The sequence below is a fragment of the Rhodospirillales bacterium genome, from assembly GCA_016872535.1.
In the GTDB taxonomy this organism is placed as follows: domain Bacteria; phylum Pseudomonadota; class Alphaproteobacteria; order Rhodospirillales; family 2-12-FULL-67-15; genus 2-12-FULL-67-15.
The window spans coordinates 23229-41730 of the sequence record VGZQ01000022.1 but is presented as its reverse complement, the minus strand read 5'-3'; the positions used below and the strand labels follow the sequence as shown (position 1 = coordinate 41730).

The following is an 18502-nucleotide window of genomic DNA, read 5'->3' as shown; positions in this document are numbered from 1 at the left end:
GGAAGCATCAGACCGGCGACGACGACCGCTGGCTGTTCCTGCCGGCCCTCGATCTGGTCCGCCGCATCGCCGCCTCCGACAAGCGCACCAGCTTCGCGGGCTCGGATTTCTTCTACGAGGACGTCTCCGGGCGATCCATCGACGCCGATGAACATGAACTCGTCGGGACGACCGAGCATTACTACGTGCTGAGAAACCGTCCGAAAGACGCGGGCACGGTTGAGTTCTCCTACTACGACATGCATATCCACAAGGGGACGTTCTTGCCGATCCAGGCCGAGTATTTCGACCGTAACGGCGCCAAGTACCGCGTCTACAAGACCCTGGCGGTCGACACCATCCAGGGACGGCCGACAGTGACCAGGGCCAGCATGTCCGACCTGAAAAAGGGCGGCACCACCACCGTCAGCTACCGGGATGTCGCCTATGACGTCGGCCTGCCCGAGGAAATCTTCACCGAACGCTTCCTTCGCCAGGCGCCAGCGGGGCTTTTGCGGTGAGGCGACTTCTTGTCGCGGGCATCGTTGCGTTTTTCACTGTCCAGGCTTCGGCGGAGGAACCCGCCCTGCCGACGGGACTGGCCCCGGCAACCGAACCGGCGCTGCCGGAAGGATTGACCGGCCCCGCCCCAAAGGACAAACCGGCTGTCGCGCCGCGGCGCGATGAAGGCCCAAGGTTGCGAGGCTTCCTTGAAGGCCGGGGCGCCCTGTGGGTGGACCGCGATCCCCGGCAGCAACATGCGGCGCTGTCGGAAACACGCCTGGAGATCGAGGCGGAGCAGCGGGTAAAAACCGTCTCTTTCCGTGTTGCGGCCGACCTTCTCTACGATCCCCTGGCCGACGGCCATGGCATCGACCTGGAGAACGGCGCCGGGGCGCTCGACTTGCGCGAGGCGCACGCGACGTTCTCGCCGGCCTCCTTTCTTGACGTCAAATTCGGGCGCCAGATCCTCACCTGGGGCACCGGCGACCTGTTGTTCGTCAACGATCTGTTCCCCAAGGACTGGAACGCCTTCCTGCTGGGGCGCCCCGAGCAGTACCTGAAAGCGCCGTCCGACGCCATGAAACTCTCGGTCTTTTCCGAGGTCGCGAATCTCGATTTGGTCTACGTTCCCCGCTTCGATGCCGACCGATTCATCGATGGTCGGCGCATATCATATTTCAACTCGTCCCAACGGCGGATCACCGGTCGCGATACCGTCGTGCAGGAGGATCGCCCAACCGCCTGGGGGCGGGACGACGAATGGACGGCGCGGCTCTACCGCAACTTTGGCGCTTACGAAGGAGCGCTTTATGTTTATGACGGTTTCTGGAAGAGCCCGGCCGGCTCGGACTCGGTCACTGGGCGCTCCACCTTTCCCCGTCTGTCCGTGTTCGGCGCGTCCTTGCGCGGCCCCATGGCGGGAGGGATCGCCAACTCGGAGGTCGGCTACTACCATTCGGCCGAGGACACATCGGGCGGCAATCCCAATATCCGCAACAGCGAAGTGCGTGTCCTCGTCGGCTATGAGCGGGAAGTGGCGCCGGACGTCACTCTCGGGCTCCAGTACTATCTCGAACACATGCGCGATTTTGGGGCCTATCGGGCTTCGCTGTCCTCCGGTTCGCCGGCCAGGGACGAAAACCGCCATGTCCTGACGCAGAGGCTGACCTGGCTCGCCATGAACCAGACCCTGGAATGGTCGCTGTTCATCTTCCTTTCGCCGTCGGACAGGGACGTCTACGTCCGGCCCAAGGCCAGCTACAAGTTCGATGACCATGTGACGCTCGAAGCGGGCGCCAATATCTTCGCGGGCGAACGAAAGCACACATTTTTCGGTCAGTTCGAGGACGGCAGCAATGTCTATGCGGCGGTTCGGTATGGATTCTGAAGCCTTTGAAACCGGAGTTGACCCTTTCCGGTCGCAAGGGTATCAAGAAACCAATTGAATAATGTGATTGTACCGATGAACATCCCACCCAAGATATCGATGTTCGAGCAGTTTGCCATCGTGGCAAAGGCTTTATCCAGTTCGCAAAGGCTCAATCTCCTCGAACTGTTGGCGCAAGGAGAACGCGATGTCGAAGGATTGGCCAAGGCGGCCGACCTGTCCATCGCCAACGCATCTCAACATCTCCAGGTGCTCCGCCGCTCGGGTCTAGTGGTATCGCGCAAAAGAGGCCCCTATGTTCTTTATCGACTCTCCGACGACGATGTTCTGAAGTTGCTGGCCGCCTTGCGGCATACGGCCGAGCGGCATTTGGCCGAAGTCGATCGTCTGGTTCGCAGCTATTTCCGGGAAAAGGATGGTTTGAAGCCCATTTCCCACAACGATCTGATGCTGCGCATGAAGGAAGGCTTGGTTACGGTTCTCGATGTCCGTTCGCCGGATGAATATGCGGCCGGCCATCTTCCGGGGAGCATCAACATTCCCCTCAAGAACCTCAAACGCAAGTTAGGCGATTTGCCCAAGAATCCGGAAATTATCGCGTACTGCCGCGGTCCCTACTGTGTTCTGGCCTATGAGGCCATTGCCGTATTGCGCGCGAACGGTCGCAAGGCCAGACGCATGGAGGATGGATTTCCGGAATGGCGGGCGGCGGGTCTTCCGGTCGAAACAGCCTGCAAGTGATGCAGATCGGGTTTCTTAGGCGGCGGTTGGTGCGGCGTGGGGGTGGCGGTGCGAACGCCGCTCTCTCTTGGGCCTTCTTCGGATATGACCTATCGAACGGAGAGCGTTCGATAGGAAGGAATTGGAGGAAGGGGAGTCCGCCAACACCCTGTTTCGGGCCGTTCTGCATCATCCCTACCCATCCCGTGAAAATGGCCTTTTATAAGGCTTTTCGTCCCTATTCGTCTTGAACTGTCCGCCACCGTTTCGTACAATCCAGCGCGCCTGGATGGGTAGGAGGATGGGTAGAAAGGAAGGCGGAAAATGGCGCTCACGGCCCTTGCAGTCACGCGGGCGAAGACCCCCGGCCTCCACGGCGACGGGAACGGCCTCTACCTTCAGGTTTCGCGCGTGGGCTCGAAATCTTGGCTTCTGCGATTCCGGCTGCATGGCCGCCGGCGCGACATGGGCCTGGGCGCGCTCGCAGACGTTTCCCTGGCCGAGGCCCGCGTGAAGGCCCAGGACGCCCGCAAGCTGATTGCGGCGGGGATAGACCCCATAGACGCCCGGCACGAATCCAGAGCCAAAATCGCCGTTGAGAAGGCCAGCGCGCTAACGTTCGAGCAAGCGGCGCAAGCCTACATCGCGGCCCATGCCGATTCCTGGCGCAACCCGAAGCACCGCCAGCAATGGCCGAACACCCTGGAAACCTACGCCTACCCCGTCATCGGCAAATTGCCCGTCGCGGCGGTCAACGTCGGGCACGTTCTCAAGGTGCTGGAACCCGTCTGGAAGAAAAAGCCCGAAACCGCCTCGCGGGTGCGCGGGCGGATCGAGGCGGTTCTCGATTGGGCCAAGGCGCGGGGATTGCGGACGGGAGAGAACCCGGCGCAATGGCGCGGGCATTTGTCCAAGCTGCTGCCGAGCCCGGTCAAGGTGCGGAAGGTGACCCATCATCCGGCGCTGCCCTATGCCGACGTGGGGGCCTTCATGGCCGCGCTGCGGGAGCAAGAGGGCGTTGCCGCGCTGGCGTTTCGGTTCCTGGTCCTGACGGCCGCGAGGACCAGCGAAATCATCGGCGCGCGATGGGACGAAATCGACCTGGACAACGGCGTTTGGACCATCCCGGCGGACCGGATCAAGGCGGGCCGGGAGCATCGCGTTCCCCTGTCCGCGCCCGCGCTCGCCATCCTGAAGGCGCTCCACAAGACCCGCGAGGGCGAACTGGTGTTCCCCGGCTGGAAGCGCGGCAAGGCGCTTTCGAGCAACGCCCTGCTCGCGCTCTTGAAGCGCATGGGGCGCGAGAACATCACGCCGCACGGGTTCCGCAGCACGTTCCGCGATTGGTGCGCGGAGCAAACGAATTACCCCCGCGACGTTGCCGAGGCCGCGCTGGCTCACGCCATCGGCGACAAGGTTGAGGCCGCCTATCGGCGCGGCGATATGTTCGAGAAGCGCGCCCGCCTGATGGAGGATTGGGCCATTTACTGCGGCACCGTCGCCAAGCCTGAGAAGGGCGCGAAGGTTGTCCCTATGCATGGAAAACGTCGCGCGTGAAAGCTCAGACTGTGACCGCCAGATGGTTAGTGCGGACGTGTATCGTTAGGTAATTTATCGGCAAGTAAACTGTCAATCGCCTTAACAATTCGCTTCCAAACAGAAACGCCGTCCATATCTCCCGCCGCCAGTAATTCATCAGCCCGCATGGCCGCACGGATCGGCGCGTCCCTGCCGTGGTGGTCAATCAGTAGCTTGGCGGAATGGTAGATGTCGAGATCAGATAGCACCTGGTTAAGCCTTCGACTTATCGGCTTCCAGAGTTGGCCACGAGGCGAACGCGAAGACCCACAGCCAAATAACATTGACCAGAGGGATGCAGGCCAGAACGAATTGCCATCTGGACTTACCCGCTTTCTTTAGAATCCAAAATAGCGGCAGATTTGGAACAACAAACATGAGCAATAGGATGATCCAATGCCATAGGCTGAAGGTTCCCATTATGCGCTCTCCTTCGCATGGGGCCACTTTGAAACAGCTAGGACCAGCAAAAGCAGAGAATAACCAGCGATGGGCACAAGTAGGGTGATTAACCAGCCCTTGTTGATTCCCGTCTTGTCATACATTTTCCAAAATGGAATACCGATGATCGCAATAAAAGTGGCGAACCAAAGCCAATCCCCGATATCAGAACCCATATGTGCCTCCTAGTTTTTTTGAGAGCGCCTCCACTCCCACGGCGGGAGAAACTCTGACGCCCATATCCCGCGCTTTGCTTCCCTTGCAGCATCCTCAGCGGCAACGTAGTCCAGCGAATAGTGCCGATAAGCCATCGCCCAGCCCTCACTCACCATCCAGGCGTTCAAGTCCTCGCCATTGAGCCGGCAAACAGCGACGGTGCGCCCGTAGCGGTCCCTGTCTTTCGGGGAACATTCTAGCGGATCGGAGCCAACCTTGTCCGCAAGGGCCTGAGTTGCCTCAATCCCGCAGCGCCATTCCCCGCCGTACCTGTTGCAAGTCTGACGACTTTCGGGTGCGTCAATTCCATACAGGCGTATGCGCTCGCCGTGAATTTCTATGGTATCGCCGTCCTTCACCTGCACCGGGCCGGAGATTTCCGCGAGGGCGGCCGTGGGAAGCGCGCCCGCGAAAAAAAACACGACAAGTCGGATCATTTTTTCCAGGGCGACCGGCACTCCGCGCGCATCAGCGAACTTTTTCTGACCAGCGCGTCGTGTTTAATGGAACTCAGGAGAACCTCGCCGTTGCCGTTCTCGTCCAGGCGGAAATGATAAACTTCGATAGCGCCGCCATACATGACAATGACGACAAAATGGCCGGGACCATTCCCCACAAGAATCGCCTTGCCACCCTCCGCCACGCTATCTTTCAAACCAACGCTGTCCCTATACAAGATGCGCGGTTTGTCACCCTCCATAACCAGGATGGTTTGGCCGCCACTGATTTTATCGTCGGTCCATTCACCTCCACCCTTGAGTTTTGGCACAAGCTGGTTCTGGAAATAATACGCCTTTCCATTCATTGCGCCACATTCGGTGATAACACCGGCTGATGCGGCCCCTGATAGGGCGGCGGTTACCACGACCGCGATGGAGACCAGAAGATATTTTTTCATGGCTACATCCCCAGTATTTCCTCGGGTCACAAGACCCGGTGGATCACCTTCACGGCTAACCTTTCAGCGCCCCCGTACATTTTATCGTGCATCCATTTTTGGAAGCGCGTGAAATACGGGGCCAAGACGACGGCGAGACCGGCGGTCAACCCAATCCGGAAACTTTGCTCGTCCATCCGCAAAGTTTACCACGACCCGGCCCATCGGCAGGGTTCATATCGAGGCGAAAACGAGGCTAAAATTACCCTTCGGCGGGGATAGGCTGATCCCCGACGCGCGCGGCACCGCACCGCGTTTCCCCGCCGGTCCTTTGCGGAGCCCGAGCGGAGGGCGCAGTCATGGACATTTACGTTAAGAAGGCGGTCGGTATACTTGGCTTGCAAGCCGACCTTGCGCCAGTCGCTGAGAAGGTGGCGCGTGATATTTGCGATTTTGTCCGCAAAGAAGCCCGAGCAAGAATCGCGACGCCAACAGAAGCCCGTCGACAGCTGGAAGCGGTTGCAAGGCACGCTGCGTTACTTCGCCGAGCGCTCGAAAAAGTGGAAGCCTACGAGGGATTGCTTCATGCCCATTGGGGCCGCGACGAATCGGCTGATGCACCAGAAGCCGACCGTGCCCTTGCTGCAATCCCACGCCTTATAGGCCTCCGCCGCGAAGAATTCTCCAAAGAAGAAGTGCCCGGCGACCTTTCCCAAGACCTTCAGTTGATCGAATTGTCGGCGCGCGAGGCTATCAACAAGCTCGGACTCGCGGGGCGGCGCGGAAAGGTCAAGGCAAACTGGACCTATCGTCTCGATCCGGTCCAAATGTTCGCGCTTTGCGCGATGCGGCTTTGGATGGTAGCCAAGCAAACGGATCGGAAGCCATCGGAAAAAAACGTGGGGTTTTGCGGATTTCTTACCGAACTCGCACATGCCGCCTTGCCCAACCGCGATGGGGGAGATTTTGCACGTCCGATCCGCGTAGCCCGTTTCCAGGATCAAACCAAAGGAAGGGCGGTTGCGCACCTCGCCGCGCGCCTTAACGCAAGCAACCTTGTGCAGCCGCTAATCGAGGCGATCAACGCGAGTCAGAAAAAAAACGCGAACTGCCGTTGATGCCATCAGCCTCAGATTTTTATTAAATTTTCCCTCCAACGCGGCGACGTGCCGCTGGATTGGAGGGAACATGCAGATTGAACCGCTCGCGTACACCGTTGCCCAGGCCGTCGCGGTTTCGGGGCAGAGCCGAACCAGCCTTTACGCCGCGTTCAAATCGGGCGCGCTGATAGCCCGTAAACGCGGCTTCCGCAGTGTCATTTTAGCCGATGACCTGCGCGCTTGGCTCGAAAACCTCCCGCGCCTTGAAACGCGGCCCGCCGCATGACCCGAAAGGAAAACCCCGCCGGCGCTGGAACGCCGACGGGGCGAAAGATTGTCCGAACCCCTATGAAAGGAATCGAACGTGAGGAAAATACGCCCGCGCCGCATCCGGCGCAATCTCGAAATCTTGCCCCTGCTCGCCTGGATCGAGGCCCGCGACCAGCGGTTTTCGCTGGCCGCGCGGCTGCTGGCCGTCCGCCATCGCCTTCCGCTGGCCCGCGCGGCGCTGGTGGCCGAACTCGCCGGCATCGGCCAGGGAGGCGAGCGATGACCGAGCGTGTCGCAATCAAGGCTATCGTCGCCGACCCGGACCAGCCCGAGCGCATCATCGCCCCGCGCGGGCGCGACGCCTGGGCGCTGTTAGAGCTGGTCAAGGCCGGCGCTCGCGGCTGCACCCCGATAGACCATCCCGGCCCGCGCTGGTCGGGATACGTCCACAACCTTCGCCGCGAGTACGGCCTGCAAATCGAAACCGTCCATGAGCGCCACGGCCCGCCGTTCTCAGGCACGCACGCGCGCTACGTCCTGCGGTCCGTGGTCCGAATCGTGGCCGCCGATGGGCAGGAACCGGAGGCGGCATGAACTGCCTCTGGTGCGACGCTAGTTTCGTTCCCGGCGGGCGGGGCAAGCCGCAAAGATTCTGCTCCGCCCGTTGCCGGTCCGCATTTTTCGCCGCCGCTCGATCCTGGGCGGCGATGGAGGCCCTGGCGGGAAGGCTGCCAATCGACTGCCTCCGAAACGCCTCTAAAAAAACGTGCACGTTTCCTACGCGCAAAACCGGAGGTGAAATTGACCCCGGCAAGGTTTCCGACACATGACCGGCGTGCACGTTTCCTCAGAGGCAGCGCCTAGCCGGGGGCGCTTCTCGCTGGTTCCGCTTGCGACCACCGAAGACGGCCGAATTTCGGATCGGACGTATCGGGTGTTGAACGTGCTATTGGCTTACGCTGACCGCGAGGGAAAATGCTGGCCCTCGCAAGCGAAAATCGCCGCGCATCTTGGCGTCTCCCGCCAAGCCATCGGCCAGCACGTCATGGCGTTGCGAAAACTCGGCTATGTCACGCTGGAACGTCGTGTTCGCCAGCGAGGCGGCTGGGCGTCCAATCGGTACGTCCTCCACAACCCGCCGCTGGTCAATGGCGCTCCCCATGCGGAAGCGGTGCAAGGCCAGGTCTTGCAGCGGTAGGCAAGGCCAGGTCTTGCACTAACTGACCATCTCCTAACAGTAAGATGTCTCCAAGGAAGTAAGGATTAGGGAGAGGAGTTTCGTTTGAAGTCAGGGGCGCGCGGCCCTCAAGGCCAAGCGCGCCTCGACGAAGGCGAACGAATGAAGCGAAAAAGAAAATGCCGAACCTGTAGTCAGCCCTTCGCTGCCAAGAGGTGCCGAGCCCGATTTTGTTCCGGTGCGTGTCGGCAGCGGGCCTACAGGCGACGGGGGCGGCGCGCCATGCTGCTTGCGCTCGGGATACCTGAACGGGTGGTCAGAATGCTCACGAAAGCGTAACGGAGCAGGCGTAAAATAGTTTCACAGAATCAATCCGCTAGCGATTTATATACGGGTTCGAGCGAACCGCGCCTGCGTGTGCTACAGTCCCGGCATGGAAGCCCTGCTTGCCATCCTGCGCGTGTTCGACGTGCTGACCGTCCTCTCGGGCGTGGCGCGTCTTGCTGAGGATGCAGCACAACCTTCCTACCGCCAGCCACCGGCCCACGTAGCGCCCGCTAAGCCCTGCGAGCGCAGCGAGGAACGTCAAAGCGAGCGGTCGCAGCCCAGCTGCTGACGGACAGAACCGCCCCGAATTTCCGAAAATCCCCCGCCCCCTTATGGCCCCCTCTTGGATGGGTAGAAGGATGGGTAGATACTATTTTAAAATATATAAGTGTTTGTATTTATTGCATAAAATGCAGTTAAATGGCGGAAGGGGAGGGATTCGAACCCTCGGTACGGCGTTACCACCGTACGACGGTTTAGCAAACCGCTGGTTTAAGCCACTCACCCACCCTTCCGGCAGACCCCTTACATAGCGGGCCGGGCGCGCCCGTTCAACGGCCCTCGCGGATGGCGCCGCCGCTCATTTCTTCTTCGCGGCCGCCGGCGGCGCCGCGGCTTCGCTCTCCGCCACGATGCTGTAGGAGACGATCGCCCCGGTCATGTCCTTCAAGGCCTCGACCGTGGTCGGGAACACGCAATGGGGATGCCCGGCGGCCGCGAACACGTTGTCGAAGCGCTTGAGGCTGCGATCGAGCACGCACGGCAGCTTGCGCGCGATCCCGACCGGCGCGACGCCGCCCGGCGCGAAGCCGGTGGCGAAGCGCACCTCGCCCGGCTGGGCGAGGCGCACGTCTCCCTTCAGGTTGAGCGCGCGGGCCACGTTCTCCGGCACGCAGGTACGGTCGCCCGCGACCAGGGCGAGCACGAAGCGGTTGCCGACCAGGAACACGAGACTCTTGACGATGGCGCCCAGCTCGCAGCCGATCGCCTTGGCCGCGGCTTTCGCCGTCGCCGCGGTTTCCTTCAACGTCAACACGTCGGTCGGCTGCTTGGCGGCCGCGAGCGCCGCCACCACGCGCTTGACGCCCGGATCTTCGAGCAGGTCGCTCATGGTTTGGCGCTCGGCGCGCGCGAGCCCGCCGCCTCCGGCACCTTCATGCCCTTGATCACCGCCGGACGCTTGCCGATGGTTTCGTACCAGCGCCGGACGTTGGGGAACTCGGCCAGATCGACCTGATGGAACTCGTGGCGCGCGACCCAGGGATAGGTCGCGATGTCGGCGATGCTGTAGTTATCCCCGGCGAGGTAGGCGGCCTCGGCGAGCCGCCGGTCCATCACGCCGTAAAGCCGCTTGGTTTCGTCGTGGTAGCGTTTCTTGCCGTAGGGCACGTCTTCCTTGGCGAACTTGAGGAAGTGATGCGCCTGGCCGAACATCGGTCCGACGCCGCCCATCTGCCACATCAGCCATTGGATGGTGATCGCGCGGGCGCGCGGTTCCTTGGGCAACAGCGGACTGTTGGTTTTGTCGGCGAGATAGATCAGGATCGCGCCGGATTCGAACAAAGACAGCGGCTTGCCGTCCGGCCCGTCGCGATCGACGATCGCCGGGATGCGGTTGTTGGGCGCGATCTTGAGAAACCAGGGTTGGAACTGCTCGTCGGCGTTGATGTCGATGGGATGAACCTCGTAGGCCAACCCCAATTCCTCGAGCATGACCGACGCTTTCCGCCCGTTGGGGGTGCTCCAGGTGTAAAGATCGATCATCGGAAGCCCTCCGTCACGGCCCGGCGGCGGCGCGGAACTTGGCGCCGACATTAGACCAATGGATCGCGGCCATGAAGGCGTCGACGTAGGCGGCGGCCTTGGCGCCGTAGTCCATGTGATAGGAATGCTCGTACATGTCGAGGGCGAGAATCGGCCGGCCCGAGGCGAGCACGTGGGTGTGGTCCGCGGCCCATTGATTGATCAGCCGTTGCTCGCGCGGCGAATAGGTCAACAGCACCCAGCCCGACCCGCCGCCCAAGGCCTTGCCCATCGCCGAAAACTCCGCCCGCCAGCGATCGACCGACCCGAAATCGCGCGCGAGCGCGGCGGCCGCATCGCCCTCGGGCCCGCCGCCCTTGCCCAAACATTCGAAAAACAGTTCGTGCAAGATCATCGAGTTCTCGGCGATCAGTTCCTCGCGCTTCAGGCCGTTGACGACAAAGTTGGGCGCGGTCGCGAAATCGAGCGCGGCCAGTTGCGCGCGGATCGCGTTGAGGCGCTTCACCGCGCCGCCGTAGTTGTTCTCGTAGTGGCTGACGATCAGACGCTCCGACATGCCGGCGATATTCTTCGGATCGCACGCGAGCGGTTTCATTTCGCAGATCACGGCGTGCCCCCCGTCAGCTTCTTCTTCAAGATCTCGTTGACCTGGCCCGGGTTGGCCTTGCCGCCGGTCGCCTTCATCACCTGGCCGACGAACCAGCCGAGCAGCTTCTCCTTGCCGCCCTTGACCTCGGCCGCCTTGTCCGGGTTGGCGGCGATCACCTGATCGACCGCGGCCTCGATCGCGCCGGTGTCGGTGATCTGGCGCAGGCCCTTTTCGGCGACGATGTCGGCCGGATCCTTGCCGCTTTCGGCCATCAACACGAACACGTCCTTGGCGATGCGCCCGGAAATGGTGCCGTCGGCGATCAGGTCGACCAGCCGGCCGAGATGGTCGGCCGAAATCGGGCTCTGGCCGATGGCAAGGCCCTTGGCGTTCAGCAGCCCGAACAGGCCGGTAATGGTCCAGTTGGCGACCTGCTTGGCGTCGCGGGGCTTTTCTTTTCCCCCGCGAGCGGCTTTTTCAAAATAATCCGCCGTCTCGCGCTCGACCACCAGCACGCCCGCGTCGTAGGCCGAAAGCCCGTAATCGCGCATGAAGCGCTCCTTCTTCTCGTCGGGCAGTTCGGGGAGCGTCGCGGCGATGGTATCGACGTATTCGCGCGACAGTTTGAGCGGCAGCAGGTCGGGGTCGGGAAAATAGCGGTAGTCGTGGGCGAATTCCTTCGCCCGCATCGGCCGGGTTTCGCCCTTGCCCGGATCGTAGAGCCGGGTTTCCTGGACGATGGTGCCGCCCTCTTCCCACACGCGCACCTGGCGTTCGGCTTCGTGCGCGATTGCCTGCATGACGAAGCGGACCGAATTCACGTTCTTGACCTCGACCCGGGTGCGCAAGGGCTCGCCGGGCTTGCGCACCGAGACGTTGATGTCGCAGCGCATGGAGCCTTCCTCCATGTTGCCGTCGCAGGTGCCGAGGTAACGCAAAATCGAGCGGAGCTTGCGCAGGTAGGCGCCCGCCTCCTCCGGCGCGCGCAGATCGGGCTTGGAAACGATTTCCATCAGCGCGACCCCGGAGCGGTTGAGGTCGATGAACGAGCGTTTGGGATCCTGGTCGTGGAGCGACTTGCCCGCGTCCTGCTCCATGTGCAGGCGCTCGATGCCGACGCTCCGGCTGGTGCCGTCGGGCATGTCGAGGATCACGGTGCCCTCGCCCACCAACGGATGCTTGTACTGGGAAATCTGATAACCGGCGGGAAGGTCGGCGTAGAAATAGTTCTTCCGCTCGAACACCGAAACCAGGTTGATCTTGGCCTTCAAACCCAAGCCCGTCCGTACCGCCTGCTCGACGCAGCGTTCGTTGAGAACCGGCAGCATGCCGGGAAAGCCGGCGTCGACCAGCGACACCTGGGTGTTGGGCTCGGCGCCGAACGCGGTCGCCGCGCCGGAAAAAAGTTTGGACTCGGAAATGATCTGGGCGTGGACCTCGAGGCCGATCACCGCCTCCCACTCGCCGGTTTCGCCCTGGATGCGGTAATTCATGAAACGGATCCTTCGCCGGGGTTTGTAGCGCCCCGGGCATGGATGAGTCGATGCGCCGCGAAGCCCGCGCCGAGCGCCCGGACACGGGTTCGCACGGCCTTGGCGCAGCCCAAGCGCACATTGCGCCACGCCGGCACCGGGTAAATCAGGCTTAAGTATTTGATATTCCTGGAAACCACCTGATTCCTGTAGGCATTTGTAGGCATGTTTCCATTTTCCTTTTCTTTTCCGGCCTTTTTCCCGAACCGTCGGGCCGGCCCCGCTTTTTATTCATGGGCCCGGACTCTCCGCTTTGCCCGGACCGGAGCCACGAACGGGCTGATTTATGGGTTATATATCCTATGAAATCTATATTGTCCATATTTTTTATTTTTAATGAAAATATTCTTGACACGATGTTCTTAGTGTGTTCTTATGCGGGCCAGCGAACGCCCCAACCATGTCCATCGCATGCCCCGTCTCCAAGGGCCGCTGACCGGCATCGCGAAACTGGGATGCGCGCTTCTTATCGTCCGAAAGCGCGGCGCGGGATGGGAACGCCGGGGCGAAACGTCCGTCGGCGATCAATTCGTTTGGATCACCGATCGGAGGATCTGGAAACCGATCCGGTAACGCGTCCGCCTATCTCCGCCCCACCTGGGATGGGCGGGCATCGAACGCCGACGCGCGCTCGATCGCGGCCCCGGCGCGCAGCACCGTTTCCTCGTCGAAGGCGCGGCCGATCACCTGGAGGCCGAGCGGCAGGCCGTTCGCGCTCAGGCCCGCCGGCACCGAGATCGCGGGCAGGCCGGCCAGGCTCGCCGGCACCGTGAACACGTCGTTGAGATACATGGCGACCGGATCGTCCATCTTTTCGCCCAGCGCGAACGCGGGCGACGGCGCGGTCGGCGCCAGGATCGCGTCCACGTCCTCGAACGCGGCGCGGAAATCGCGCGCGATCAGGGTCCGCACCTGCTGCGCCTTCAGGTAATAGGCGTCGTAGTAGCCGGCCGACAGCACGTAGGTGCCGATCAGGATGCGCCGGCGGACCTCGGCGCCGAAGCCCGCGGCGCGGGTGTTCATGTACATGTCGTCGAGCGTTTCGCCCGGGACGCGCAGCCCGAAGCGCACCCCGTCGTAGCGCGCGAGGTTGGAAGACGCCTCCGCCGGGGCGACGATGTAATAGGTGGGGAGCGCGTAGCGGGTGTGCGGCAGCGACACCTCGACGACTTCGCATCCTTGCGCGCGGAACCAGTCTTCCGCCTTGCGCCAAAGGGCGTCGATCTCGGCCGGCATGCCGTCGAGCCGGTATTCCTTCGGGATGCCGACGCGCAGGCCCTTGACCGGCCGGTCGACCGCCTGGGCGAAATCCGGGCACGGCACGTTGGCCGAGGTCGAATCCCGGGGATCGTGCCCGGCCATGGCCGAAAGCATGAGCGCCGCGTCCTTGACGGTCCGCGTCATCGGCCCCGCCTGGTCGAGGGAGGACGCGAACGCGACGATGCCGAAGCGCGAGCAGCGCCCGTAGGTCGGCTTGAGCCCGACGATGCCGCAGAACGACGCGGGCTGGCGGATCGAGCCGCCGGTATCGGTGCCGGTGGCGCCGAGCGCGAGCCCGGCCGCGACCGCCGCCGCCGAGCCGCCCGACGAGCCGCCGGGAACCAGTTCCTTGTTGCCGACGCGGCCCATGGGCGGTCCCCACGGATTCTTCGCCGGACCGAAGGCTGAGGTGATGTTGGACGAACCCATGGCGAATTCGTCGAGGTTGGTCTTGCCGACGAACACCGCCCCGGCGCGCTTCAGGTTCGCGCTCACGGTCGATTCGTAAGGAGGGACGAAGCCCTTGAGGATGTTCGAGGCGGCGGTGGTCTGCACCCCTTCGGTGCAGAACAGGTCCTTGATCGCGAGCGGAAGGCCGTCGAGGGCCCCGAGCGCCCTGCCGGCGAGCCGGCGCTTGTCCGATTCGGCGGCCTGGGCGAGCGCCAGCTCCGGCGTCTCGACGATGAAGGCGTTGAGCGCGCGCGCCTTCGCCATCGCCGCGAGGTGCGCCTGCGCCAGTTCGACGGCGGAAAATTGGCGCTGGGCGAGCCCGGCCAGCGCCCCGGCGATATCGAGGTCGGTGAGCGCGCTCATGGTAATGGCCTTCGATCGTTAACGATCGAAGGCCCCCTCAGTCGCCGGGCGGCGACCTCCGGTCGCCTTGACTTTCGCGCCATAGGGCGCGCCGCCGCAGTCGCGGCGGCCAACGGCCGCGAAAAAACGATTGTGGCCGTTGGTATCATTCCACCACCTTCGGCACCGCGTAGAAGCCTTCCGCCGGTTCGGGCGCGTTCTTGAGCGCGGCGGCGGCAATGCCGCCGTCGTCGACCTTGTCGGCGCGCAGCCTCAGCGTCATGTCGGCGACCGAGGTCATCGGCTCGACGCCCTCGGTCTTGACCTCGTTCAACTGCTCGATCCAGGCGAGGATGCCGGAGATTTCCCTGGCCATGGCGTCGAGATCCTCGTCCTTGACGCGGATGCGGGCGAGGAACGCGATGGTCCGGACTTGATCGCGGGTAAGCGCCATGGGGGATGACCTGGAACGGCGGAAACGGGCGGCGAAAGTATCACCCGGCGCGCGGCGGCGGCAACCGTCCTAGCGCTTGGCGATCGCCTCCCACGGCTTCGGGCCCCAGGCGGCGAGCGTCAATTCGGCGGCGGCGGCGAGCGCGGCGGCGATTTCGTCGGCCATCGGCCCGTTGGCCTTGCGCGCCACGCGCCGGGGCGCCGGCTTGGTCTTGGCCAGCCATTCCGCCGGCCACGCGGTTTCCACCGCGACCTCGCCCTTGTCGCGATCATAGAACAGGATGGTGGAGAACGCCTGGTCGGGATCGGGCGAGACGCCGAGCACGTCGAGGGCGATCTGGTAGACCGGCCGGGGCCCGCCCTGGTGGGGCATTTCGCTCATGAACATCGGCGCCTCGAAACTGAAGCGCGCGCTTCCCCGGCCGCAGGCGAACGACGCGCTGTAGTCGGCGAGCCGGCCGGAGCCGATCTCGACCTCGGTCCGGCCCTCGAAGCGGATCGTGTAGCGGCAGTCGTGGCCGCCGGCGGCGAGCGATCCCGCAATCTCGCGCGCCAGCGTGCCGTCGAGGATCGGCAGCACCGCGTCCGCCGCGACGAAGCCGAGTTTCACGTCCCCCTTTTGCACCGCGAGCCAGGAACCGGACTTGCCGAACACGCTGACTTCGTCGCCCTTTTTCAAATCGTCGGCTTTCTTGGGGCCCGCCTTACCCTTGTCTTTGTCTTTGTCTTTTTCCTTGCCCTTGTCCTTGGCGGCGGCCTTGCCCTTCTCCGGGGCCGACGCCGCGGCGCGCTCGGGCGTATCGAACACGGGCGTGTCCTTGATCGCGAGGTGGAGGCCGGAAGCCGCCCCCAGCTCGACGCCCCGGAAAATCTCGACGGCACCGGCCGGCGACGGCGCGCCCGATGCCAGCAGGATGCCCAGGATCCACGCGCGGGCGGCGACCAGGGCGTCGCCGGCATCCGGCGGAGAATCGGCCAATCGGGCGTTCGCGCTGACCACTATGCTCCGCGGCCGGCGGGACCTGAGTTTCCCGGCGCGCCGCGCTCCGATATTATGGAGCCTATAATATACGTGTCACCCGCGCTTGGCCACTTGCCCCCACCGCCCACCACTGCCCCGGCATGCCCGTTATTCCCCTCGAAGCCCTGGCGGCGAGCCTGAAAGGCGAGGCCCGCGTGCTCGGCCTCGACGTCGGGACGAAAACCATCGGGCTCGCGCTGTCGGACGCGCGCCGGATGGTGGCGAGCCCGATGGAAACGATTCGGCGGACGCGGCTTGCCGCCGACCTCGCGCGCATCGGGGAACTGGTCGCCAAGCACGGCGTCGGCGGATTTGTGGTCGGGTTGCCGGTCGCGCTCGACGGACGCGAGGGGCCCCGCTGCCAGGCGGTGCGCCAGTTCGCCAAGGACCTGCTCGGCGCGTGCGACCTGCCGCTCGCGTTCTGGGACGAGCGGCTGTCGTCGGCCGCGGTCGAACGGGTCTTGATCGACGAAGCCGACATGAGCCGGGCGCGGCGGCGCGAGGTGGTGGACAAGATGGCGGCGGCCTACATCCTGCAGGGCGCGCTGGATCGAATCGCGCGGGCGAATCCCCGCGCGGGATAGTCAAACTCAATCCTCGTAATCGAACAGCTTGAGCATTTCGCCGGCGTGGCGGCGAAACGCCGCGCGCGCCGCGGCGTCGAAGCGTTCGCGCCAGAATCCGCCGGCGCCGTCGGGGGAAAAATCCGCCGCCGCCTCGAGGCACGGCGCGATGCGGCTCTCGCGCCAGTCGACGCCGAGGAAGCGACAGAGGCGCGAAAGCGTCGGCGTCGGGCGGTCGAGCAGGTGTTCGCTCTTGATCTCGATGAAATGGTCGAGGTGCGCGCGGCCGAACGTGCGCGCCGCCGCCACCGCGCCGGTCCAGCGGCGCGCGAAGGTTTCGGCGAAATCGGCGAACGACGGATGGCGCCGGGCGAAGGCGTTGCCTTCGGTTCCGAGGCCGCGGTCCCACGCCGCCACCGCTTCGTCGCGGCCGTCGCGCACCACGTGGACGTAATAGGCGCCGGGCGCCAAGGATTCCAGCTCGGCGAGCGCGAGCGCGTGTTCGGGCGTGCGCTCGACCAGGCATTTCGCCGGCTTCGATCCGGCGTAGCGCGCGAGCGCCAGGCCGAACGCGACGCGCGCGAGATGCAGGCCGTCGCCCGCGTCCAGCGCCGGCGCGGTGAACGGCAACCCGGCGCGTTCGCATTCGGCCTTCGCTTCCTCCAGCCGCCGGCGGTAGTGGCCGACCGCCTGGCCCATCAGCGGCAGGATGGTTTCGGCGATCCGCCCTTCGCCCTTGGCGGCGATTTCGGGGTGCGCATCGAGGGCGCGCTCGACCAGCGCCGTGCCCCATCGCGTCGCGCCCATGACGAAGGCGATTCGCCGGGAAAAAACCCAATCGAGGCGCTGCTGCATGATCCGCCAGGCGTCGTCCACGCGGATTTCTCCCTCTTGGAGAGGCGACTCTAGCCGACCGCCGGACCGCTTGTCGCCACAAGGCCACCGGCCTATAGTCCCGGCCCGATGACCGGTCCCGCCCGCGCGATGCCGCCCGCACCCTTCGAGGGGTTCGCGCACCGGCATTTGCTGGGGATCGAGGGCCTGACCGCGTCCGAAATCGCGGTCCTGCTCGACCGCTCCGAATCCTACGTCGAACTCAATCGCGGCGCCGCCAAGAAGCAGGCGACCCTCGACGGGCGGACCATCGTCAACCTGTTCTTCGAAAGCTCGACCCGCACGCGCACCTCGTTCGAGCTGGCGGGCAAACGGCTCGGCGCCGACATCATCAACATGTCGGTCTCGACCAGCGCCATCAAGAAGGGCGAAACCCTGATCGACACGGCGATGACGCTGAACGCCATGCACCCCGACGTGCTGGTGCTGCGTCATCCCGACTCGGGCGCCGCCCGGCTGCTCTCCGACAAGGTCAACTGCGCCGTGGTCAACGCCGGCGACGGCTCGCACGAGCATCCGACCCAGGCGCTGCTGGACGCGCTCACCATCCGCCGGCGCAAGGGCAAGCTCGAAGGATTGCGGGTCGCCATCTGCGGCGACATCTCGCATTCGCGGGTGGCGCGCTCGAACATCCACCTGCTGACGACGATGGGCGCGAGCGTGCGCCTGATCGCGCCGCGCACCCTGGTGCCGTCGAGGGTCGAGACCCTCGGCGCCGAGGTGTTCCACGACATGGCGCGCGGGCTCGAAGGCTGCGACATCGTGATGATGCTCAGGCTCCAGACCGAACGCATGCAGTCGGCGCTGTTCCCGTCCTTGCGCGAATACTTCCGCTTCTACGGCCTCGACTACGACAAGCTCGCCGCCGCCAAGCCCGACGCGCTGATCATGCACCCGGGCCCGATGAACCGCGGCGTCGAGATCGACTCGCTGGTCGCCGACGACTTCGGGCGCAGCGTGATCCGCGAGCAGGTGGAAATGGGCGTCGCCGTGCGCATGGCGGTGCTCGAAATCCTCACCGCCAACCTCGCCCGCACGGCGCAGAAGAACCTGTAGGG

At 64.0% G+C, this 18502-nt stretch carries 24 protein-coding genes and 1 tRNA gene; 11 read left to right on the top strand and 14 right to left on the bottom strand.

The annotated features are described in order from the left end of the window. The 4 genes from FJ311_06310 to FJ311_06295 form a co-directional block, all read left to right on the top strand. The coding region (locus FJ311_06310; GenBank protein ID MBM3951049.1) for an outer membrane lipoprotein-sorting protein at positions 1-500 on the top strand (500 nt) is incomplete at its 5' end. Continuing rightward, complete coding sequence (locus tag FJ311_06305) at positions 497-1870, top strand: hypothetical protein (protein ID MBM3951048.1); 1374 nt, start codon at positions 497-499, stop codon at positions 1868-1870. The genes FJ311_06310 and FJ311_06305, both read left to right, overlap by 4 nt. A gap of 75 nt (positions 1871-1945) precedes the next feature. Further along, on the top strand, positions 1946-2611 hold the full coding sequence (locus FJ311_06300; protein ID MBM3951047.1) for a metalloregulator ArsR/SmtB family transcription factor: 666 nt from the start codon (positions 1946-1948) through the stop codon (positions 2609-2611). 303 nt (positions 2612-2914) lie between these two features. Beyond that, positions 2915-4147 (top strand): DUF4102 domain-containing protein, encoded by a 1233-nt coding sequence (locus tag FJ311_06295; GenBank protein ID MBM3951046.1) that lies wholly within the window; start codon positions 2915-2917, stop codon positions 4145-4147. A gap of 26 nt (positions 4148-4173) precedes the next feature. On the opposite strand, the gene FJ311_06290 is transcribed toward FJ311_06295, so the two are convergent. Genes FJ311_06290 through FJ311_06270 form a run of 5 tightly spaced genes read right to left on the bottom strand, consistent with a single transcriptional unit; the run spans position 4174 to position 5723 of the window. Further along, on the bottom strand, positions 4174-4377 hold the full coding sequence (locus FJ311_06290) for a hypothetical protein (protein MBM3951045.1): 204 nt from the start codon (positions 4375-4377) through the stop codon (positions 4174-4176). Between the two features lie 4 nt (positions 4378-4381). Next, complete coding sequence (locus tag FJ311_06285) at positions 4382-4588, bottom strand: hypothetical protein (protein ID MBM3951044.1); 207 nt, start codon at positions 4586-4588, stop codon at positions 4382-4384. Then, positions 4588-4785, bottom strand: a complete 198-nt coding sequence (locus FJ311_06280; GenBank protein ID MBM3951043.1) for a hypothetical protein — start codon at positions 4783-4785, stop codon at positions 4588-4590. The genes FJ311_06285 and FJ311_06280 overlap by 1 nt, the downstream gene beginning before the upstream one ends. A gap of 9 nt (positions 4786-4794) precedes the next feature. Next, positions 4795-5262, bottom strand: a complete 468-nt coding sequence (locus FJ311_06275) for a thermonuclease family protein (GenBank protein MBM3951042.1) — start codon at positions 5260-5262, stop codon at positions 4795-4797. Next, positions 5259-5723 (bottom strand): hypothetical protein, encoded by a 465-nt coding sequence (locus tag FJ311_06270; protein ID MBM3951041.1) that lies wholly within the window; start codon positions 5721-5723, stop codon positions 5259-5261. Before FJ311_06270 ends, FJ311_06275 begins: the two co-directional genes overlap by 4 nt. 338 nt (positions 5724-6061) lie before the next feature. Between FJ311_06270 and FJ311_06265 the strand changes: the two genes are divergently transcribed. From FJ311_06265 to FJ311_06245, 5 genes are all read left to right on the top strand, one after another. Then, entirely contained in the window at positions 6062-6820 is a 759-nt protein-coding gene (locus FJ311_06265; GenBank protein MBM3951040.1) for a hypothetical protein, read from the top strand. Positions 6821-6890: 70 nt separating this feature from the next. Continuing rightward, positions 6891-7088 carry a helix-turn-helix domain-containing protein gene (locus FJ311_06260; GenBank protein ID MBM3951039.1) on the top strand — a complete coding sequence of 66 codons (198 nt, stop codon included), beginning with the start codon at positions 6891-6893 and terminating at the stop codon, positions 7086-7088. 78 nt (positions 7089-7166) lie between these two features. After that, complete coding sequence (locus tag FJ311_06255; GenBank protein ID MBM3951038.1) at positions 7167-7355, top strand: hypothetical protein; 189 nt, start codon at positions 7167-7169, stop codon at positions 7353-7355. A gap of 14 nt (positions 7356-7369) precedes the next feature. Further along, positions 7370-7666: a hypothetical protein gene (locus FJ311_06250; GenBank protein ID MBM3951037.1), complete on the top strand. Its 297-nt coding sequence runs from the start codon at positions 7370-7372 to the stop codon at positions 7664-7666. 232 nt (positions 7667-7898) lie between these two features. Then, positions 7899-8270, top strand: coding sequence for a helix-turn-helix domain-containing protein (locus FJ311_06245; GenBank protein ID MBM3951036.1), 372 nt, complete (start codon positions 7899-7901; stop codon positions 8268-8270). 727 nt (positions 8271-8997) lie between these two features. Here the strand turns inward: FJ311_06245 and FJ311_06240 are convergent. From FJ311_06240 to FJ311_06205, 8 genes are all read right to left on the bottom strand, one after another. Beyond that, positions 8998-9091: transfer RNA gene (locus FJ311_06240), tRNA-Ser, on the bottom strand. 65 nt (positions 9092-9156) lie between these two features. After that, on the bottom strand, positions 9157-9687 hold the full coding sequence (locus FJ311_06235) for a YbaK/EbsC family protein (protein ID MBM3951035.1): 531 nt from the start codon (positions 9685-9687) through the stop codon (positions 9157-9159). Next, positions 9684-10340 carry a glutathione S-transferase family protein gene (locus FJ311_06230; GenBank protein MBM3951034.1) on the bottom strand — a complete coding sequence of 219 codons (657 nt, stop codon included), beginning with the start codon at positions 10338-10340 and terminating at the stop codon, positions 9684-9686. Before FJ311_06230 ends, FJ311_06235 begins: the two co-directional genes overlap by 4 nt. A 13-nt stretch (positions 10341-10353) precedes the next feature. Further along, positions 10354-10947, bottom strand: coding sequence for a superoxide dismutase (locus tag FJ311_06225; protein ID MBM3951033.1), 594 nt, complete (start codon positions 10945-10947; stop codon positions 10354-10356). After that, positions 10944-12422 carry an Asp-tRNA(Asn)/Glu-tRNA(Gln) amidotransferase subunit GatB gene (gatB, locus tag FJ311_06220; protein MBM3951032.1) on the bottom strand — a complete coding sequence of 493 codons (1479 nt, stop codon included), beginning with the start codon at positions 12420-12422 and terminating at the stop codon, positions 10944-10946. Before gatB ends, FJ311_06225 begins: the two co-directional genes overlap by 4 nt. 621 nt (positions 12423-13043) lie before the next feature. Continuing rightward, entirely contained in the window at positions 13044-14534 is a 1491-nt protein-coding gene (gene gatA, locus FJ311_06215) for an Asp-tRNA(Asn)/Glu-tRNA(Gln) amidotransferase subunit GatA (GenBank protein MBM3951031.1), read from the bottom strand. 145 nt (positions 14535-14679) lie between these two features. Beyond that, the gene (gatC, locus tag FJ311_06210) at positions 14680-14967 is read right to left on the bottom strand and encodes an Asp-tRNA(Asn)/Glu-tRNA(Gln) amidotransferase subunit GatC (protein ID MBM3951030.1); all 288 of its coding nucleotides are present in this window, start codon (positions 14965-14967) and stop codon (positions 14680-14682) included. Positions 14968-15036: 69 nt separating this feature from the next. Beyond that, on the bottom strand, positions 15037-15945 hold the full coding sequence (locus FJ311_06205) for a hypothetical protein (protein ID MBM3951029.1): 909 nt from the start codon (positions 15943-15945) through the stop codon (positions 15037-15039). Between the two features lie 143 nt (positions 15946-16088). Between FJ311_06205 and ruvX the strand changes: the two genes are divergently transcribed. Then, positions 16089-16571 (top strand): Holliday junction resolvase RuvX, encoded by a 483-nt coding sequence (gene ruvX, locus FJ311_06200; GenBank protein MBM3951028.1) that lies wholly within the window; start codon positions 16089-16091, stop codon positions 16569-16571. A gap of 6 nt (positions 16572-16577) precedes the next feature. On the opposite strand, the gene FJ311_06195 is transcribed toward ruvX, so the two are convergent. Then, positions 16578-17573 carry a sulfotransferase gene (locus FJ311_06195; protein ID MBM3951027.1) on the bottom strand — a complete coding sequence of 332 codons (996 nt, stop codon included), beginning with the start codon at positions 17571-17573 and terminating at the stop codon, positions 16578-16580. Here FJ311_06195 and FJ311_06190 point away from each other — a divergent pair. Then, positions 17535-18500, top strand: a complete 966-nt coding sequence (locus tag FJ311_06190; protein ID MBM3951026.1) for an aspartate carbamoyltransferase catalytic subunit — start codon at positions 17535-17537, stop codon at positions 18498-18500. The two genes, FJ311_06195 and FJ311_06190, sit on opposite strands and share 39 nt — an antisense overlap. The last annotated feature ends 2 nt before the right edge of the window (positions 18501-18502 follow it).

Bases quoted from the DNA above. Each gene is read 5' to 3' on its own strand.
- FJ311_06230 (MBM3951034.1), bottom strand. From the start codon at position 10,340: ATGATCGATCTTTACACCTGGAGCACCCCCAACGGGCGGAAAGCGTCG.
- FJ311_06195 (MBM3951027.1), bottom strand. From the start codon at position 17,573: ATGCCGGTGCGCGAACCCCTCGAAGGGTGCGGGCGGCATCGCGCGGGC.
- ruvX (MBM3951028.1), top strand. From the start codon at position 16,089: ATGCCCGTTATTCCCCTCGAAGCCCTGGCGGCGAGCCTGAAAGGCGAG.
- FJ311_06190 (MBM3951026.1), top strand. From the start codon at position 17,535: ATGCCGCCCGCACCCTTCGAGGGGTTCGCGCACCGGCATTTGCTGGGG.
- FJ311_06245 (MBM3951036.1), top strand. From the start codon at position 7,899: ATGACCGGCGTGCACGTTTCCTCAGAGGCAGCGCCTAGCCGGGGGCGC.
- FJ311_06270 (MBM3951041.1), bottom strand. From the start codon at position 5,723: ATGAAAAAATATCTTCTGGTCTCCATCGCGGTCGTGGTAACCGCCGCC.
- FJ311_06260 (MBM3951039.1), top strand. From the start codon at position 6,891: ATGCAGATTGAACCGCTCGCGTACACCGTTGCCCAGGCCGTCGCGGTT.
- gatA (MBM3951031.1), bottom strand. From the start codon at position 14,534: ATGAGCGCGCTCACCGACCTCGATATCGCCGGGGCGCTGGCCGGGCTC.
- FJ311_06275 (MBM3951042.1), bottom strand. From the start codon at position 5,262: ATGATCCGACTTGTCGTGTTTTTTTTCGCGGGCGCGCTTCCCACGGCC.
- FJ311_06280 (MBM3951043.1), bottom strand. From the start codon at position 4,785: ATGGGTTCTGATATCGGGGATTGGCTTTGGTTCGCCACTTTTATTGCG.
- gatC (MBM3951030.1), bottom strand. From the start codon at position 14,967: ATGGCGCTTACCCGCGATCAAGTCCGGACCATCGCGTTCCTCGCCCGC.
- FJ311_06235 (MBM3951035.1), bottom strand. From the start codon at position 9,687: ATGAGCGACCTGCTCGAAGATCCGGGCGTCAAGCGCGTGGTGGCGGCG.
- FJ311_06295 (MBM3951046.1), top strand. From the start codon at position 2,915: ATGGCGCTCACGGCCCTTGCAGTCACGCGGGCGAAGACCCCCGGCCTC.
- FJ311_06265 (MBM3951040.1), top strand. From the start codon at position 6,062: ATGGACATTTACGTTAAGAAGGCGGTCGGTATACTTGGCTTGCAAGCC.
- FJ311_06285 (MBM3951044.1), bottom strand. From the start codon at position 4,588: ATGGGAACCTTCAGCCTATGGCATTGGATCATCCTATTGCTCATGTTT.
- FJ311_06300 (MBM3951047.1), top strand. From the start codon at position 1,946: ATGAACATCCCACCCAAGATATCGATGTTCGAGCAGTTTGCCATCGTG.
- gatB (MBM3951032.1), bottom strand. From the start codon at position 12,422: ATGAATTACCGCATCCAGGGCGAAACCGGCGAGTGGGAGGCGGTGATC.